A 15,381-nucleotide genomic window follows, 5' to 3' on the forward strand; every position below is an offset into this window, starting at 1 on the left:
CTAGGCCACCGGCGGCTAAGCCCGCAGGCGGCTAAGCCCCCGGCGGCTACGCCCGAGCGAAAAGCTAAGCCCGCAGGCGGCTAAGCTCGCCAGGCGTAACGCCAGGGCGAAATTTCGGCCTGAAAGTCGCCGTGGCGTTACGCCCGCGCGAAAAGCTAAGCCCCCGACCGCACCTGCTGCGCCGCGGCGACCATGTTCCGCAGGGACGCAGTCACCTCGTCGACGTTGCGGGTCTTCAGCCCGCAGTCGGGGTTGACCCAAAGCCGTTGCGGCGGTACGGCCCTCAACGCGGCGCGCAGCGACTCGGCCATCTCTCCTGCGCTCGGCACCCGCGGCGAATGGATGTCATAGACGCCCGGGCCGACGCTGTTGGCGAAGCCGACCGAGTTCAGGTCGTCCAGCACCTCCATGTGTGAGCGCGCCGCCTCGAGCGAGGTGACGTCGGCATCCAGGTCGGCGATCGCCCCGATCACCTCACCGAACTCCGAGTAGCACAGATGCGTGTGGATCTGCGTCGAGTCCGCGACGCCGGAGGTGGCCAGGCGGAAAGCCGCCACGGCCCAACGCAAGTAGTCCTCCTGCTGGGCGCGACGCAGCGGAAGCAGCTCGCGCAGCGCGGGCTCGTCGACCTGGATGACCGCGATGCCCGCGGCCTGCAAATCCACGGTTTCGTCGCGAATGGCCAGCGCCACCTGATTCGCGGTGTCGGCCAGCGGCTGGTCGTCGCGGACGAACGACCACGCCAGGATCGTGACCGGCCCGGTCAACATGCCCTTCACCGGTTTGTCGGTCAGGGACTGGGCGTAGGTGATCCACTCGACGGTCATCGGGTGGGTCCGCGCGAGGTCGCCGTACAGGATCGGCGGGCGCACGCAGCGGCTGCCGTAGGACTGCACCCAGCCGTTCTGCGTCGCGAAGAAGCCCTCCAGCTGCTCCGCGAAGTACTGGACCATGTCGTTGCGCTCGGGCTCACCGTGCACCAGCACGTCAAGGCCGAGTTGCTCCTGCAGCGCGATGACGTCGGCGATCTCCTTTTGCATCTTGCCGACGTATTCGGCCTCGTCGATCTCGCCGGCCCGAAAAGCGGCGCGCGCCTTGCGGATCGTCGACGTCTGCGGGTAGGAACCGATCGTCGTGGTCGGCAGCGGGGGCAGCTGCAGCCGCGCCTCCTGGCTGGCGCGGCGTCCGGCCGCATCGCCGCGGTGCGCACCCGACGCGATGATGGAGTCGATGCGGGCGCGGACGGCCGAGTTGTGCAGCCGCGGGTCGCGGCGACGGGAGGCCAGGGCGGCGTTGGACGCCGCGATCTCGTCGGCGACCGCGTCGCGTCCGTCGCGAAGCGCGCGCGCAAGAACGACGACTTCGCCCACCTTTTCGGCCCCGAACGCCAACCAGCTGCGCAGGTTGTCGTCCAGCCCCGTCTCGGGCTCCAACGAATAAGGCACGTGCATCGTGGAACACGACGTCGAAACCGCCACTGTGCCAGCGGAACCCAGCAGAGTCGCCAGCTTGGCCAGCGCCGATTCCAGGTCGGTGCGCCAGACGTTGCGCCCGTCGACGACGCCGGCCACCAGGATCTTGGTGGACAGTTCCGGGATGCCCGCAACCGCGGTGTCGGCACCGGCCACCAGGTCGAGGCCGATCGCTTCGACGGGCGTGCGGGCCAGCCCCGCCAGCGCAGCGCCGGGGTCGCCGAAGTAGGTGGCGACGTGGATGGCGGGCCGGTTGCTCACCGAGCCCAGCGCGGTGTAGACGGCCTCGGCGAGCGCGGGCGCGTCGGGCGAGATGTCGGTGACTAGCGCCGGCTCGTCGAACTGCACCCACTGGGCGCCGTTGTCGGCAAGCAGGGAGAGCAGCTCGGAGTAGATCGGCACGAGCTCGCCGAGCCGCGCGATCGGTGCGCCGCCGCCGTTGATGCCCTTGCTCAGAAGCAGGAAGGTGATCGGACCGATGACGACCGGCCGCGCGGGAATCCCTTGCGCAAAAGCCTCTTTCAGCTCAGAGAGCACCTTGTCGGGGTTCAGCGCGAAACGGGTCGCGGGCTCGATCTCGGGGACCAGGTAGTGGTAGTTGGTGTCGAACCACTTCGTCATCTCCAGCGGGGAGATGTCGTCGCTGCCGCGGGCGAGGGCGAAGTACCGGTCCAGCTCGTCGGGAACTTCTGTGGCCCGCACCGGCAGCGCGCCGAGCATCACCGCCGTGTCGAGCATCTGGTCGTAGTACGAAAAGGTGTTCACCGGGACAGAGTCCAGTCCGGCGGCGGCCAGGCCCGTCCACATGTCGCGGCGCAGGGCGGCGGCGACGGATTCCAGCTCGGCCCGGTCGGTGCGTCCGGCCCAGTAGCCCTCGGTGGCGCGCTTGAGTTCACGCTTCGGGCCGATGCGGGGGGAGCCGGTAACCGTGGCGGTGAATGGTTGAGAGGTGGTCACGTTGTCGTCCTAACACTCGACGGGTGGATCACCGCCGGCGGACGCAACAGCCGAATCCGTCGCGGTGCGCACCTTCGGCACACAACCCGCAACGGCGACGACCAAACGCCCATTCCACGAGGCGATGAGCCGGCCGGACGCGGCGCGCCCGGCGCAGCCGGCAGGTCTTCGGACTCGCGGGCGCGCACCGGCGTGGTGCTCCTAATGGCCGTCGCTTCCCGATCTCGGTCTTTCCAAGACCAGTGCTTGTGACGGCGGTCGTTCCTGCTTACCGCTGCGGGACAGTCCCGGACTCTCACCGGGTTCCCTCTCGCGACGCGTGTCTAACATGCCTCGCTCGATGCCGCGCCACGGTTGCGGCGACGGCAGACCAGCTGCGTTGTGCAGCCTAACCGGTCAGCCGGCCAGCGCCTCGGCGATGGGGACGTCGCCGTTGTTGAAGTCGATGGTGCGCCCGATGGTGGAGTCGTCGGCCAGCGCGGCGGCCACGACCAGCGCGACGTCGGCGCGCGAGACTTCCCCTTTGCCGGCGCCCAGTGCGATGCGGCCGGTCGGCGGCTCCAGGGTCAGCCGGCCTGGCCCCAGCACCGTCCAGTCCAGGCCGCTGGCGCGCAGATGCGCGTCCGCGGCCGCCTTGGCCTCCGCGTAGGGGAAGAACGAATCGCCCTGCGGCACACCGTGGTCCGGACCCGCGCCGAAGTAGGACACCATCACGAACCGCTTGACGCCCGCCCGCGCCGCGGCATCGATCACCCGGATCGCCGCGTCGCGGTCGACGGCGTAGGTCCGCGCCGGGTTTCCGCCGCCCGCTCCGGCGGAGAAGACGATCGCGTCCTGCCCGGCCAGCAGCTCGGCCAGCGCGTCGGTGTCGAGCCGCTCGATGTCGGCGACGACGGGGTCCGCGCCGGTGGCGGCGACGTCGCCGGAGTGGTCGGGATTGCGGAAGACGGACGTCACCGCGTCGCCGCGGTCGGTCAGGATGCGGGCCAGCTGCTGTGCCACTTTGCCGTGGCCGCCGATGACGATGACTCGTGCCATGATCCCGACAGTAGCGCCCTTTAGAGCTTCACCCGGCCCATGATGATGTCGATGATGGGCTTGCCGGGCGGGTAGGCACCGGTCAGCGATGCCATTGTGTGCCCGTAGTCCACCAGCAGCGTGATCCCGCTGATGCCGAACGCGGCAGCGCTGTTGAGGAACGCCATCACGTCACCCATCTGTTCCGGGGTGTGCACCTTCGAACCGGTCTCGTCGCGGTAGTCCTGCGCGAACGTCAGCCAGAGGTCGGCGTTGGCCTGAGCCAGCGGGGTGTCGGTGGGACCCGGGCAGATCGCGTTGATCCGGATGCCCTTCTTCAGCAGGGAGTAACCCTGGGTCGCGACGTAGGCGTTGACGACCTTTTTGGAAAAGCCGTAGTGGATGATGCCTTCGGCTTCGTGCGCTTTGACCCAGTCCTGCGCCGCCGCGAAGTCCGGCGTGGCGAGGAACTCCGTCAGCAGCTCAAGATCGTTCTCCCAGCCCATGCCGGCGACCGAGGAGATGAAGCAGATCGCTGAGCCCGAGGGAAGCTGGTTCTTCTCGAGTAGGCGGTCGATGAGATACCGGTGGCCGATGAAGTTGATCGCCATCAGGTCGGTTGTCCCGTCGGCAATGCCGGCGGCCGAGAAGAGCGCGTGGATCGGACCGTCCACCTGCTCGAGGGCGGCGTCGATCGAGGCGGGGTCGCGCAGGTCGACCTGCACCGACTGGGCGACGTCGTAGTTGACGGGCGCGTAGTCCAGCACTATGACCTCGGCGCCGAGTTCGGCCGCCGACTTGGCCGCCGCGGCGCCCATGCCGGTCGCGCCGCCAACAACGAGTGCGCGCTTGCCGTCATAGCGCAACCGGTCGATAACAGACATTGGTAATCCCCTTCTCGTTCACCGCTAACCCGGTTCTAACCGCCCTACTGTATGTAGAACAGTTATTTGGTTCAACACCCGGCCCCCGCGTTCAAAGGTCGTTGACTGCGCGGGAGCACAACGGCCTGCGCGGCGGAGACCCGGATAGAGCGTTTTGTCAGCGGACATGCGGTGCCCGTAACGACTTGCGTTCGATCCGGGTTCATGGCCGAAGTCGTTGGTCCCGAAGGGATGTCGTCAGGCAAGTGCGGACAGCGCCGTCTCCGCGTTGTATCCGTTGAACCCGTCCAGCTCGCCGTCGCGCAGGCGATTCACCCATGCCGGGTCGGCGAGCAGTGCGCGCCCGATGGCCACGACGTCGAACTCACCGGCGTCGAACTGCTCGACCAGGTGGTCGACGGGTGCGGGCCGGATCACCTCGCCTTTCTTCTCGCTGCGGAACTGGGTTTCGAGCCCGACGGAACCGACCGCAATAACCGGCAGCGCGGTTACCTTTTTCGTCCACCCGGCCAGGCTCAGTTCGCGGTCGTAGCTGGGGAACGCGGGCGCGTAGTGCCTGCGCGTCGAGGGATGGAAGACGTCGACTCCGGCCTCGGCCAAAGGGTTGAGCAGTTCCTGCAGCTGTGTCGGGTCCGCGGCGATCGACGCCCCGTAGTCGACGCCCTTCCACTGGGAGAAGCGGAACAGTATCGGGTAATCCGGACCGACCGCGGCGCGCACCGCCGCGATCACTTCGGCCGGGAAGCGAGTCCGCGCGGCCAGCGATCCGCCGTAGCCGTCGGTACGCAGATTCGTTCGCTCCCAGAGGAATTGGTCCAGCAGATAGCCGTGGGCGCCGTGTAGTTCGACGGCGTCGAAGCCGACGTCTCGCGCGGTGGCGGCACTTTGTGCGAACAGCTCCGCGATCCGGTGGAGTTCATCGGTTTCCAGCGCTCGGCCCCTCGGCTTGCCGAGCCCGTCGACGCCCGACGGGCTGACCGGCACCACGCCGTCGGCGTCGTCGCGCTGCGCGCCCTGGTGCCACAGCTGTGCGGCGATCGTGGCGCCCTCCCCGTGGACCGCGTCGACGATGCGCGTCCACCCCGCGAGCACCTCCTCGCCGGCGAGCGTCGGGACGGCGAAGGGGTGGCCCGCGGCCGGGTCGGGGAGGCGGACTCCTTCGGTGATGATCAGCCCGACGCCGCCCGCGGCCCGTCGTCGGTAGTACTCGGCGACGTCGGCGCCCGGGATTCCGCCGGGTGACGCCTGACGGGTCATCGGCGCCATCGCGAACCGGTTCGGCACGGTCAGGGAGCGGACGGTCAGCGGTCGGAACAGGTCAGCGATTGCCATGAGCCCACCCAACGCGCGGCCCTTCGCGCCTATTCCATTCGGCTCACCGCAGCCCGCGGACGCCAGGAATACCGACGCGGCCCCGGGGCGTTCCGATGCTTCGGTATGGCTTGGCACGCACCTCAACCGAGGCGATGGACTGATGAAGGCTGTAGGTTTCACCGAATTCGGCGGACCAGAAGTATTGAAGATACTCGAGGTCGATGAGCCCCACGCGGGTGCGGGGCAGGCGCGGGTGAAGGTCGAAGCGTTCGACGTCACCCCCGCCAACACTTACCTTCGCTCGGGCGTGTGGGACGACTGGAACCAGGCGACAAAGGATTGGGGCGGGGCGACAAAGTTCGCCCCCGACCTTCCATTACATTCCCGGCTGGGATTTCAGCGGCACCCTTGACGAAGTCGGCGCGGGCGTCAACGCGCGAGTGGGCGATCGGGTTGTCGGCTTGCCGGTCGATCCGTACCTCAACGGGCCCTACGCGCAGTACGTCGTGACGTCCGCAGACTCTGTGGTGCGCGCACCGGCTAATACCGACAACGCCGCCGCCGCCACCTTCCTGATGAACGCGCTGACTGCGTACATCGCGTTCGAGGCGTTAGCGCTGACTCCGGGATCAACGGTGGCGGTGACCGGTGCCGCGGGAGCCCTGGGCAATATGTCATCGAACTGGGTAAGCATTACGGATTCGAGGTGATCGCCGACGCAAAACCCGCGGACGAAGCATTGCCAGAAGCTCGAGGCAGGCGGGGTCCGCGGACGGCCAGTACTCACCTGGTGAGTGGGATTCGGATAATCGATCCAACCTCGGCGGGCAGCATCAGTTGCCGCGAGCGGCGACGCCGCGCAACACCGTGTCACGCGCATGCACGAGCGCCGCGCGTTTCCCGACGGCGCGAAGGATGTTCTCCGGTATCCACTGCAGGCCGATGAGGCATCGTGCCAGCATCGCCGTGGACGGGGCGTCGACAGTGATTTCGCCCGACCGGATGCCTTCTGAGAGCAGCGATTTCATCTGCCGAAGCCGCGTGGCATATAACCAACCCGGGTTGGGCGTGTTCGGCGGCGATTGGCGCATCCACGCAAGCTGAATCCTGAACTCGTCGGAAAACCGATCGAGCGCGTTGACGTTGACCCAGCTGAGCGCGTCCAGCTTCTCGACTGCCGTGGCATTCGAGCCTAGGACGCTCACCCAACCGGCCTCCACCTTCCTGCCGAAGGACTCCATGATCGAGGCAAGGAGTTCGTCCTTGGACCCGATCACCCGATAGACGGTCCCGGTGCCGAGCCCCGCCGCGGATGCGATGTCCCTGATGGTGGTGACCTCATACCCTTTGCGGCCGAACTCCGTTCGCGCCACCGCAAGGACGTGGGCCGCCTTGTCGTCGGAATCCGCGTCGCCGTCGTCCGCCCATGTGTCGATGACGGCGTTTGCGGCCGCAAAGGCGGCGGACCGATTCAACGCCGCATCGGTGGGCCCCGATTTCGTCGGGGCCACCAACCCCTCCAAGATGATTCGGCACAGCAGCCCGGCGACCTGGTCGGCCGGAGCGTTGTGGCGCATGACGGCGAGCCCGACCTGCAGCATCGTCTGGCAGATGCGGTCGGCCAACGTAGGCAGGTCGATGTCGGGCTTGATGTAGCCGCTCCACCTGCCGGCGCGCAGCGTTTGCAGCATCGCCTCCTGAACCGCGGTGGGCGCCTGCTGCGTCAGCTTCATCAGCTCCGGATCATCGCTCGGCCCCTCGTAGAACGACATCTGCAGGGCGGCCCCGTGTCGCACGGCGCAGTCGGCGATCGCCGATCCCAGCTCGACGATCTTCTCCGAAGCCGGTCGCGAATCGGGCTGGTTCAGCCGGGCCTGGGCGGATTCCCCGATCCGGGTCAGGTCCTCCTGATAGCGGCGGATCAGCTCGATGAGGATCGCCTCTTTGGACTCGAAATGGTGATACAGGCTGCCGGGGAGAATGCCTGCCGCGTCCGCGATCTCCTGCAGCGACGTCCGCAATCCGGAGGACGCGATCAACGACGCCGCCGTCTGTAGGATCTCGGTTCGGCGGGTCCCGGAGTCGTCCGCGTGCTTCGCCCGGACGGCGGTCGGCGGCCGGGCCTTGGACAGCGAGGCTTTGGCCATGACTAGCTGTGCTCACGTCCGGACGATTGCGGATTCGCGACCCAGCGCATTCGTCCTCCCGACCGAACCAAATCTTTGTTAGAGGCTATCAGACCGCTCAAAATGAATGCGCTGCAGAAAGCGCTGACAATGCCCATTCTAGAGCGCGCGGCCATCGCACCCCGGGGTCGGTCACCACCAGCCACCGCCAGGATTGCTGATTCGAGCCATTGGCGGCCCGCAAACCCATGCGCGGGCGCTTCCGGATGTCTTCGATGCCGACGGGCGCATGGAGGTCGAGCGACTTGCGCGCCGAGCGGGTCGCGGTCAGCAGGTATTCGATGTCAATCAACGACCCCTGTTGGCCAGCCGCGCACCGAGTTCGGTGAGGTAGCGGTCCGGCCCGCCGAGAAGTTCGCTCCAGCTCAGCAGGCGCTTGAGGTAAAGGTGAGCGTCGTGTTCCCAGGTGTAGCCGATGCCGCCGAACACCTGGATGGCGGTGTCGCCGACGGTGGCCAGCCGCCCGGCGAACGCCTTCGCCCGCAGCGCGGCAAGATGGCGTTCGTCGGGACCGGCATTATCGGCCGCCCACAGCGCGTGGATCACGCCGCTGCGGGCCAGCTCGACGGTCTCGTACATGTCGACGCACAGATGCTGGACGGCCTGAAACGAGCCGATGACCTGACCGAATTGCTTTCTGACTTTTGCGTATTCGACGGCGAGGTGCATGACCGCCCGCGCGGCGCCCAGCGCGTCGGCAGCAGTGGCGATGAGGACGTCATCGATCACTGCGGCAACGTCGTCCGACGAAGCCGTAGCCAGCCGCTGCGCGGACGCACCGCCGAGCTCGACGCGAAAACGTTTGCGGGTCTGGTCGATACCGCGCTCGGGCGTCACGGAAATCCCGGCGGAGTCGGTTTTCAGCGCGAAAAGCCCGACGCCGGCCCGGTCCTCGGCGAGCACCAGCAAGGTGTCGGCGGCCGCGGCGTCGGGCACGCGGTCGATCTCGCCCCGCAGAACGATGTCGTCACCCTGTCCGGCCACTTCGACGGAGGCATTGTCGAAATCCAAGAAGCCGACGGTGGCGATGGTGGTCCCGTCGACGATGCCGGCCAAAAGCGTGGCGGCACTGCCGTTCCCGGCGAGACGGGTTAGCGCGCGCGCCGCGGCGACCGCGCTCGACAACCACGGCCCCGGGTGCAGGGCGGCGCCGAGCTCTTCGGCGACCACGCCGGCCTCGACCATCGTCATCCCGGCGCCGCCGCATTCCTCCGGCACCAGCAGCCCTGTTGCGCCGAGGTCGGCCAGGCCGCCCCAGACCGCTTCGTCGACGCCGGTCGGATCGTCGAGCAGCTCGCGCACGTGGCCCGAAATCGGTGCCTTCTCAGCAAGAAATCGCCGCGTCGTGTCGCGCAGCGCGACCTGCTCGTCGGTGAGTTCGAGATTCACTTGCGCGGCAATCCGAGTACGCGCTGCGCGGTGACGTTCTTGTTGATCTGGGTGGTTCCCCCCGCGATGGTCAGCGAGCGTGACGTGAGGCGGTAGTTTGCCCACGGGGCGTCGGTGCCGCCGGTACCGAGCACGTCGAATGCCAGGGCGGCCATGTCCTGTCCGATCTCACCCCACACGGTCTTGGCGAGGCTGGCCGACGCGAACGGGTCGCCGCCGTGCAGCGTGGCCGAGATCGACCGCTGGCAGAGCACCTCGAGATACTTGATGCGGACGGCGATTTCGCCGAGGCGTCGCAGTATCACCGGGTCTTCGAGCGCACCGCTCTGCGTGGCGATGTCGTCCACCAGTTCTTCCAGCCGGACCTGCATCTCGGCGTACAGCCGGGCCGCCCCGGCGCGCTCGTGGCTGAGCGTGGTGGTGGCTACCTGCCAGCCGGCGTTCAGCGGTCCGAGCAGCGCATCAGCCGGCACCCGGACGTCGCGAAAGAACACCTCGGCGAAATCGGCGTCGCCGTTGAGCGTGACGAGCGGGCGGACCTCGATGCCGGGCAACGCCATGTCGACGATGAGGCAGGAGATCCCCTTGTGCTTCGGCGCGTCGGGATCGGTGCGCACGTACAGCTGGCACCAGTCCGCACGATGCCCCAGCGACGTCCAGATCTTCTGGCCGTTGACGACGAAGTCGTCACCATCCCGCACCGCCCGGGTGCGCAGCGCGGCGAGATCGGATCCCGCTTCGGGCTCCGACATTCCCTGGCACCAGATGTCATCGGCGCGCATCATGCGGGGGAGCAGCGTTTTCTTCTGGTCTTCGGTGCCGTACTGCATGATCGCGGGAGCGATGTTGTTCATCCCAATGACGTTGAGCGGCATCGGGGCCCGAGCGCGTGTGGTTTCCTCGGTGTAGACCAGCTGCTCGAGCACGGTCGCCCCGCGGCCGCCGTATTCGCGGGGCCAGGAGACGGCGGCCCACCCCGCGTCGGCCATCGTCCGGCTCCACGCCCGCAGCAGCTCGATTCCCGCGTCGTTGCGCCCAGCGGGCCGACGCGCGGCCACCAGCTCATCGGTAAGGTTCGCGGACAGCCAGTCGCGCAGCTCGGTGCGGAACTGTTCCACTTCCGCCGGGTACGAGAAGTCCATTTTTGCGGACTTTACGTTGGAGCAGATATTAGGTCAACTACGCACCGGGTCAACCCCTATTGCGTTGGTGTTCGCCGGAATGCGGCCTTGGCTGTATCCACGGCCTCGTCGGGCATCGCGTTGACGCCGCGTCGCTCACAGACCTCCAGCACCTCGTCGACGATCGACGTGGGCACGAGGAACCGGTCCGTCGATGACATCTGCTCGAGATGTGCCTCGATGTCTTCCGCCGCCGGCTGGCTCGCGGCGTCCGCCAGCCAGCCTTCGCTGAGGCCGACGAACACCCGCGCGTAGCGTCCGGCGGCGGCCGAATAGTTGCGGTGGGTGAACGTGCAGGCGGTGCTGGCGAGGAAGGCCACCAGCGGCACGACGAGTTCTGGCCGGATGGCCCGCAGGAAGCCGGATTCGGCGAGGAACTTCTCGTCGCCGACGGTCTCGGTGACCATGCGCGAGAAGCCGGTGGGCATAACCGAATTGGCGAGGATTCCGTGCGCTTCGCCTTCGATCGCGATCACGTTGGTTAACCCGACCAGGCCGGCTTTGGCCGCGGCGTAGTGGGCCTCCATCGGCTGACCGAAGATTCCGGCGGAGGACGAGATGAACACGAATCTTCCGCCGCCGTTGTTCTTCATCACGCGATACGCGGGCTGAGATAGATAAAAGCCGCCGTCAAGATGCACGCGCAGCATTCGCGTCCACTCTTCGGGCGAGAGGTCTTCGAACGGCGCACTGCCGAAGATTCCCGCGTTGCTGACGACCGCGTCGAGCCGCCCGAACGCCGCCACGGCCGCGTCGATGATCGCTTGCCCGCCCGCCGGACTGTCGACCGAGTCATAGGAGGCGATTGCCGAGCCGCCCGCCTTCGTGATCTCGTCGACCACTTCGTCGGCGACGCGAGAGTCGGCGCCGTCACCACGCATCGAGCCGCCGAGGTCGTTGACCACCACCGCGGCGCCTCGGCGCGCCAGGTCCAGCGCGTACAGCCGGCCGAGTCCGCGGCCGGCGCCGGTGACCACCGCCACCCGGTCGGTGAAGTCAATCATGGTGTGCTCCTTAGCAAGTGCGGCTAACCCGCTGGGACGATTGACCGCAGGTGGAACCGGACCCTACGCTGGAACAGATATTTGGTCAACAAGCTCCTGTGGTTCGGAGGTCGATGGCAAACGACGCGCGTGGCGACCGGTTGCAGGCCCTCGGCATGTTCGCGTCCGCGCTCGCGGGCCGGCCTCTCGCGGTCGCCGACCTGCAACCGGGTGAACCGCCGTGGACAGACGGCCAGACGATCTACGTCGACGCCGCCGCCCGCGCGGACATCGAGGCGATCGCCGTGCAGGCCTCGATGATCGCGGCGGGCAGCCTGGACCCCGGCGTCGTGCGTGCGCTGGTCCGGCATCCTCGGCTGGCCAGGCGCTACCTGGCGGTCGAGGGTCACCGCGCGCTGGTCGCCAACGGCGACCTGCTGCCGGGCATCGTGGCGTCGGCGGGCAACCGCGGCATCGCGAGCCGCAGTGACTCGCCGGCCGCGTCGCTGACGATTGCCGAGGGGCGGTCCGCGATCGACGACCCCGCGCCGCAGTTCGGCGTGATCCGCGCGGCCAAGGTGCTGGCGGTGTGTTCCCGAACGGCCACACAAGAGCGGGCGAATTCGCGACATGTCCCGCGCGGCCAGGGACGGGAACTGGAGGAGCTGGACGACGGGGAGATCGACGATTCCGACGACCCGGATGTGTTCACCAGCCCCGTCGGCGGGGGCGGCTTCATCGGCAAGTGGTTGAAGAAGATGCTGTCTTCAACACGGAAGTCGCGTAGTAGTGGCGGCGGACCGCCCGGCGCGGATACCCCGACGCACCGGACGAACTCGGCGAACCGCGGCTTGCACGCCGTGTCGTCGCTCGCGTCGACCTCGAGCGAGGAAATCACCGACGACAAAGCCAAAGCCGTCGCGGACGGCGTGAGATATCCCGAATGGGACGTCACGCGCAAAAGCTACCGGCCCGCGTGGTGCACGGTGCGCGAGGTCGAGCCGACGATCAAGGTCTCGGCGACCCAGGCTATCGACGACGCCATCGGCGTGCGGCGCCCACTGTCACGGCTCGGGATGGGTCTGCACCGCCGCCACCGCCAGTCGCAGGGCGACGACATCGACATCGACGCGGCGGTAGAAGCCCGCGTGGCGGTGCTGGCCGGGTCGGTGCCCGACGAGGCGGTCTACCTCGACAGCCCGCGCCGGCGGCGCGACCTGTCGGTGCTCCTCCTCCTTGACGTGTCGGGGTCCGCGGCGGAGCCCGGAACGGTCGGGCGGACGGTGCACGAGCAACAGCGCGCGGCCGTCGCCAACCTCGCCGTTGCGCTGCACGACCTGGGCGACCGGGTTGCGCTGTACGCCTACTACTCGCAGGGCCGGCGAGCGGTGAGCATGGTGCCCGTCAAACGATTCGACGACCACCTCGACTCGCTCGTCATGAGGCGGCTGAACAGCCTGGAACCCGGCGCGTACTCGCGGCTTGGTGCGGCCATCCGCCACGGCTCGGCGGTCCTGGAGGCGCGCGGAGGTACGCCCCGGCGGCTTTTGGTGGTGCTGTCTGACGGGCTCGCGTACGACCACGGATACGAACGCCCCTACGGCGCCGCCGACGCGCGCCGCGCCTTGACCGAAGCCCGCCGCCGCGGCACCGGCTGCGTGTGCCTGACGATCGGCGCGGGAACCGACGTGCGATCGCTGCGCAGGGTCTTCGGCAGCACCGCGCACGCGACGATCGCGCGCCCGGATCAACTCGCCGGCGTCATCGGACCGCTGTTCCGGTCCGCGCTGCGCTCGGTCGAGGTCCGCCGTCGAACTGCCGCGAACGTGCGTGTCAGTACGACGACACGCCGCCAGCCGCGTACATCTGCGCACGCTCGCGGTCGTTGAAACAAACATCTGTTCCGGTTAGGCTCCAATCAGCGTGGGCGGCAGAAGGGAAGTTATGGCCAACGAGACCGGACTTGCTTACCGGGACGGCGCGATCCCCGAGGCGGAGATGGTACGGCCCTATTACCAGGCGATCGGCGGCGAAGAGGCCATCTTCAAGGCGGCGTATCGGCAGGGCCTGGCGCTCGTCCTGAAGGGTCCGACGGGTTGCGGCAAGACGCGATTCGTCGAGGCGATGGCCTACGATCTCGGCCGGTCGCTCATCACCGTCGCCTGCCATGACGACCTCACCACCGCGGACCTTGTCGGTCGGTATCTGTTGCAGGGTGACGAGACGGTATGGGTGGACGGACCGCTGACCCGGGCGGTGCGCGAGGGGGCGATCTGCTATCTCGACGAGGTGGTGGAAGCCCGGCAGGACACCACCGTGGTGCTGCATCCGCTCGCGGATCACCGGCGCCAACTGCCCATCGAGCGCCTCGGTATCACGCTGGACGCGGCGCCCGGATTCGGCCTGGTGGTGTCCTACAACCCGGGCTATCAAAGCGTGCTCAAGGACCTGAAGGATTCGACACGGCAGCGGATGGTCGCCATCGAATTCGGCTTTCCCGCAGCCGATGTCGAAGAGGCAATTGTTGCGCACGAGGCGGGCGTGGACGGCGCCATCGCGGCCGAGCTTGTGCGTTTCGGGCAGGCCATCCGCCGGCTGGAAACCGGTGGGCTGCGTGAGGTCGCGTCGACGCGCGTGCTGATCGCGGCGGGCAGGCTTGTTGCGGAGGGCCTGACGATGCGGGAGGCGGCTTCCGCCGCGATCGCGGGGCCGCTCACCGACGACGCGGCCGTGGGCAGGGGCCTGGGCGAGATGATCGACATCTATCTGGGCGGGCCCGATGGGTCCGATGATTGACGCTGCACACCCCCGCCGCTAGGGTCAGAACAAATATTAGGTTTAGGGTCGCGCCCGTGAGTTGGTCGCCCGGGAGGTCAGATGTCCTACGAAAGCAGCGCAGAACCGATCAAGGTCGGCTACCTCATGGACTTCACGCTGCCACCGGGATTTCCCGAAGAGATGCTGGCCGACTTCACGCGGTGCTTCGACCTCATATTCGAGGAGGCCGTCGAGCTCGGGTTGATGGACCGGCCTGTCCAGATGATCTACCGCGAAGTGGAGGGGTTGCCCAAGGGATCGGTCAAGGCCGTGATCGATGCATTTGGTGAGCTCGTCGACGAAGGCGCTCTGGTGGTGTTCGGACCACACATCACCGACAACTGCGTGCCCACCCGCGAAGCGATCGAAGAGCGGTTCAGGGTTCCCGCGATCAGCGTCACCGGCACCGACGACTGGTTGGGCGAATGGACGTTCTCCTTCCCCCAGGGTTCGATGACCGACGAGCCGATCTTCATCGCGGACCTCCTCGCCAAACGCGGGCTCTCCGAGGTCGGGGTCCTCGTCGAGCAGAATCTGATCGGCGAGAGCTACCTGAAAAATCTGCGAAGCGCGTGCCGGCGCAAGGGCATTCGCATCGTTGCGGAGGCGGCGATCGCCCAGACCGCTCAGGACATCAATGAAGCCGTGCGCACCCTTCACGACGCGAAGGCGGAAGCGATCGTGCATCTGGGCTTCGGCTTCGGGATCGTGTTCATCAACCCCGCCTTGCAGGCCGTCGATTGGGACCCGCCGCGGTTCACGACCACGGCGTTCCAGAACGCCTGGGTGAACCCGATCATGTGGAACGCGTTCATGGGCTGGATCGGGGTCGACCAGTACGACGAGGAGAACCGGCTCGGCCAGGACTTCCTCGACCGGTACGCCACGAAATACGATGGCAGACGCCCCGAGTATTGCGTGCCCGTGGTCAACCGCGACGTCGCCGCCACACTCGTGCGCGCCTTCACCGACGCGCATCCCCTCAGCCCGCGTGGGGTCAAAGAGGCGCTGGAGCGGGTGAAGATGATGCCCGCCGCCGCGGGCGCGCCCGGCACCCGGGTGTCGTTCGGCAAGTGGACGCGGCGGGCCTGGATGGGCGCCGGCTATCTGGTGGCGCGGACCCTCGACGCCGACGGCACCAACTCGCACTTGGTCGATCGCTTCGGAGAGGAAGGCTGACT

13 protein-coding genes, 1 pseudogene and 1 riboswitch are annotated in these 15,381 nt (G+C 67.7%); of the genes and pseudogenes, 5 read left to right on the forward strand and 9 right to left on the reverse strand.

Features of this window, described 5'->3' with window-relative positions:
* Window positions 1-155 precede the first annotated feature (155 nt).
* The 4 genes from metE to JWP83_RS27180 form a co-directional block, all read right to left on the reverse strand.
* On the reverse strand, window positions 156-2,429 hold the full coding sequence (gene metE / locus JWP83_RS27165; protein WP_297737675.1) for a 5-methyltetrahydropteroyltriglutamate--homocysteine S-methyltransferase: 2,274 nt from the start codon (window positions 2,427-2,429) through the stop codon (window positions 156-158).
* 162 nt (window positions 2,430-2,591) lie between these two features.
* Window positions 2,592-2,740, reverse strand: a riboswitch (cobalamin riboswitch).
* A gap of 85 nt (window positions 2,741-2,825) precedes the next feature.
* Window positions 2,826-3,467: an SDR family oxidoreductase gene (locus JWP83_RS27170; RefSeq protein WP_297737678.1), complete on the reverse strand. Its 642-nt coding sequence runs from the start codon at window positions 3,465-3,467 to the stop codon at window positions 2,826-2,828.
* A gap of 20 nt (window positions 3,468-3,487) precedes the next feature.
* Window positions 3,488-4,330, reverse strand: a complete 843-nt coding sequence (locus JWP83_RS27175; protein WP_297737681.1) for an SDR family oxidoreductase — start codon at window positions 4,328-4,330, stop codon at window positions 3,488-3,490.
* A 237-nt stretch (window positions 4,331-4,567) separates the two neighbouring features.
* Window positions 4,568-5,662: an NADH:flavin oxidoreductase gene (locus JWP83_RS27180; RefSeq protein ID WP_297737683.1), complete on the reverse strand. Its 1,095-nt coding sequence runs from the start codon at window positions 5,660-5,662 to the stop codon at window positions 4,568-4,570.
* A 142-nt stretch (window positions 5,663-5,804) separates the two neighbouring features.
* On the opposite strand from JWP83_RS27180, the gene JWP83_RS27185 reads away from it, so the two are divergent.
* A complete protein-coding gene (locus tag JWP83_RS27185; RefSeq protein WP_297737686.1) occupies window positions 5,805-6,056 on the forward strand; it encodes a hypothetical protein in 252 nt (83 codons plus the stop codon).
* A 49-nt stretch (window positions 6,057-6,105) separates the two neighbouring features.
* On the forward strand, window positions 6,106-6,354 hold the full coding sequence (locus JWP83_RS27190) for a hypothetical protein (RefSeq protein WP_297737689.1): 249 nt from the start codon (window positions 6,106-6,108) through the stop codon (window positions 6,352-6,354).
* 123 nt (window positions 6,355-6,477) lie between these two features.
* Here JWP83_RS27190 and JWP83_RS27195 read toward each other — a convergent pair whose 3' ends face one another.
* The 5 genes and pseudogenes from JWP83_RS27195 to JWP83_RS27215 all read right to left on the reverse strand — a co-directional run bounded on the left by JWP83_RS27195 (window position 6,478) and on the right by JWP83_RS27215 (window position 11,404).
* Window positions 6,478-7,791, reverse strand: a complete 1,314-nt coding sequence (locus JWP83_RS27195; RefSeq protein ID WP_297737690.1) for a TetR/AcrR family transcriptional regulator — start codon at window positions 7,789-7,791, stop codon at window positions 6,478-6,480.
* A gap of 154 nt (window positions 7,792-7,945) precedes the next feature.
* A pseudogene (locus JWP83_RS27200) lies at window positions 7,946-8,119 on the reverse strand (nitroreductase); the annotation flags it as partial.
* Window positions 8,119-9,219: an acyl-CoA dehydrogenase family protein gene (locus tag JWP83_RS27205; RefSeq protein WP_297737695.1), complete on the reverse strand. Its 1,101-nt coding sequence runs from the start codon at window positions 9,217-9,219 to the stop codon at window positions 8,119-8,121. The gene JWP83_RS27205 and the pseudogene JWP83_RS27200, both read right to left, overlap by 1 nt.
* Window positions 9,216-10,361: an acyl-CoA dehydrogenase family protein gene (locus tag JWP83_RS27210; RefSeq protein ID WP_297737698.1), complete on the reverse strand. Its 1,146-nt coding sequence runs from the start codon at window positions 10,359-10,361 to the stop codon at window positions 9,216-9,218. Before JWP83_RS27210 ends, JWP83_RS27205 begins: the two co-directional genes overlap by 4 nt.
* A 56-nt stretch (window positions 10,362-10,417) precedes the next feature.
* Window positions 10,418-11,404, reverse strand: coding sequence for an SDR family NAD(P)-dependent oxidoreductase (locus tag JWP83_RS27215; protein WP_297737701.1), 987 nt, complete (start codon window positions 11,402-11,404; stop codon window positions 10,418-10,420).
* Between the two features lie 113 nt (window positions 11,405-11,517).
* Here JWP83_RS27215 and JWP83_RS27220 point away from each other — a divergent pair, with 113 nt between their 5' ends.
* The 3 genes from JWP83_RS27220 to JWP83_RS27230 all read left to right on the forward strand — a co-directional run bounded on the left by JWP83_RS27220 (window position 11,518) and on the right by JWP83_RS27230 (window position 15,379).
* Window positions 11,518-13,272: a nitric oxide reductase activation protein NorD gene (locus tag JWP83_RS27220; protein WP_297737704.1), complete on the forward strand. Its 1,755-nt coding sequence runs from the start codon at window positions 11,518-11,520 to the stop codon at window positions 13,270-13,272.
* 55 nt (window positions 13,273-13,327) lie between these two features.
* Window positions 13,328-14,179: a CbbQ/NirQ/NorQ/GpvN family protein gene (locus tag JWP83_RS27225; RefSeq protein WP_297737707.1), complete on the forward strand. Its 852-nt coding sequence runs from the start codon at window positions 13,328-13,330 to the stop codon at window positions 14,177-14,179.
* Window positions 14,180-14,260: 81 nt separating this feature from the next.
* Window positions 14,261-15,379: an ABC transporter substrate-binding protein gene (locus JWP83_RS27230; protein WP_297737710.1), complete on the forward strand. Its 1,119-nt coding sequence runs from the start codon at window positions 14,261-14,263 to the stop codon at window positions 15,377-15,379.
* Window positions 15,380-15,381 lie beyond the last annotated feature (2 nt).

The sequence above is a fragment of the Mycobacterium sp. genome (assembly GCF_025965855.1).
Taxonomy (GTDB): Bacteria; Actinomycetota; Actinomycetes; order Mycobacteriales; family Mycobacteriaceae; genus Mycobacterium.

Bases quoted from the DNA above. Each gene is read 5' to 3' on its own strand.
- JWP83_RS27230 (WP_297737710.1), top strand. From the start codon at position 14,261: ATGTCCTACGAAAGCAGCGCAGAACCGATCAAGGTCGGCTACCTCATG.
- JWP83_RS27170 (WP_297737678.1), bottom strand. From the start codon at position 3,467: ATGGCACGAGTCATCGTCATCGGCGGCCACGGCAAAGTGGCACAGCAG.
- JWP83_RS27185 (WP_297737686.1), top strand. From the start codon at position 5,805: ATGAAGGCTGTAGGTTTCACCGAATTCGGCGGACCAGAAGTATTGAAG.
- JWP83_RS27220 (WP_297737704.1), top strand. From the start codon at position 11,518: ATGGCAAACGACGCGCGTGGCGACCGGTTGCAGGCCCTCGGCATGTTC.
- JWP83_RS27225 (WP_297737707.1), top strand. From the start codon at position 13,328: ATGGCCAACGAGACCGGACTTGCTTACCGGGACGGCGCGATCCCCGAG.
- JWP83_RS27175 (WP_297737681.1), bottom strand. From the start codon at position 4,330: ATGTCTGTTATCGACCGGTTGCGCTATGACGGCAAGCGCGCACTCGTT.
- JWP83_RS27180 (WP_297737683.1), bottom strand. From the start codon at position 5,662: ATGGCAATCGCTGACCTGTTCCGACCGCTGACCGTCCGCTCCCTGACC.
- JWP83_RS27215 (WP_297737701.1), bottom strand. From the start codon at position 11,404: ATGATTGACTTCACCGACCGGGTGGCGGTGGTCACCGGCGCCGGCCGC.
- JWP83_RS27195 (WP_297737690.1), bottom strand. From the start codon at position 7,791: ATGGCCAAAGCCTCGCTGTCCAAGGCCCGGCCGCCGACCGCCGTCCGG.
- JWP83_RS27210 (WP_297737698.1), bottom strand. From the start codon at position 10,361: ATGGACTTCTCGTACCCGGCGGAAGTGGAACAGTTCCGCACCGAGCTG.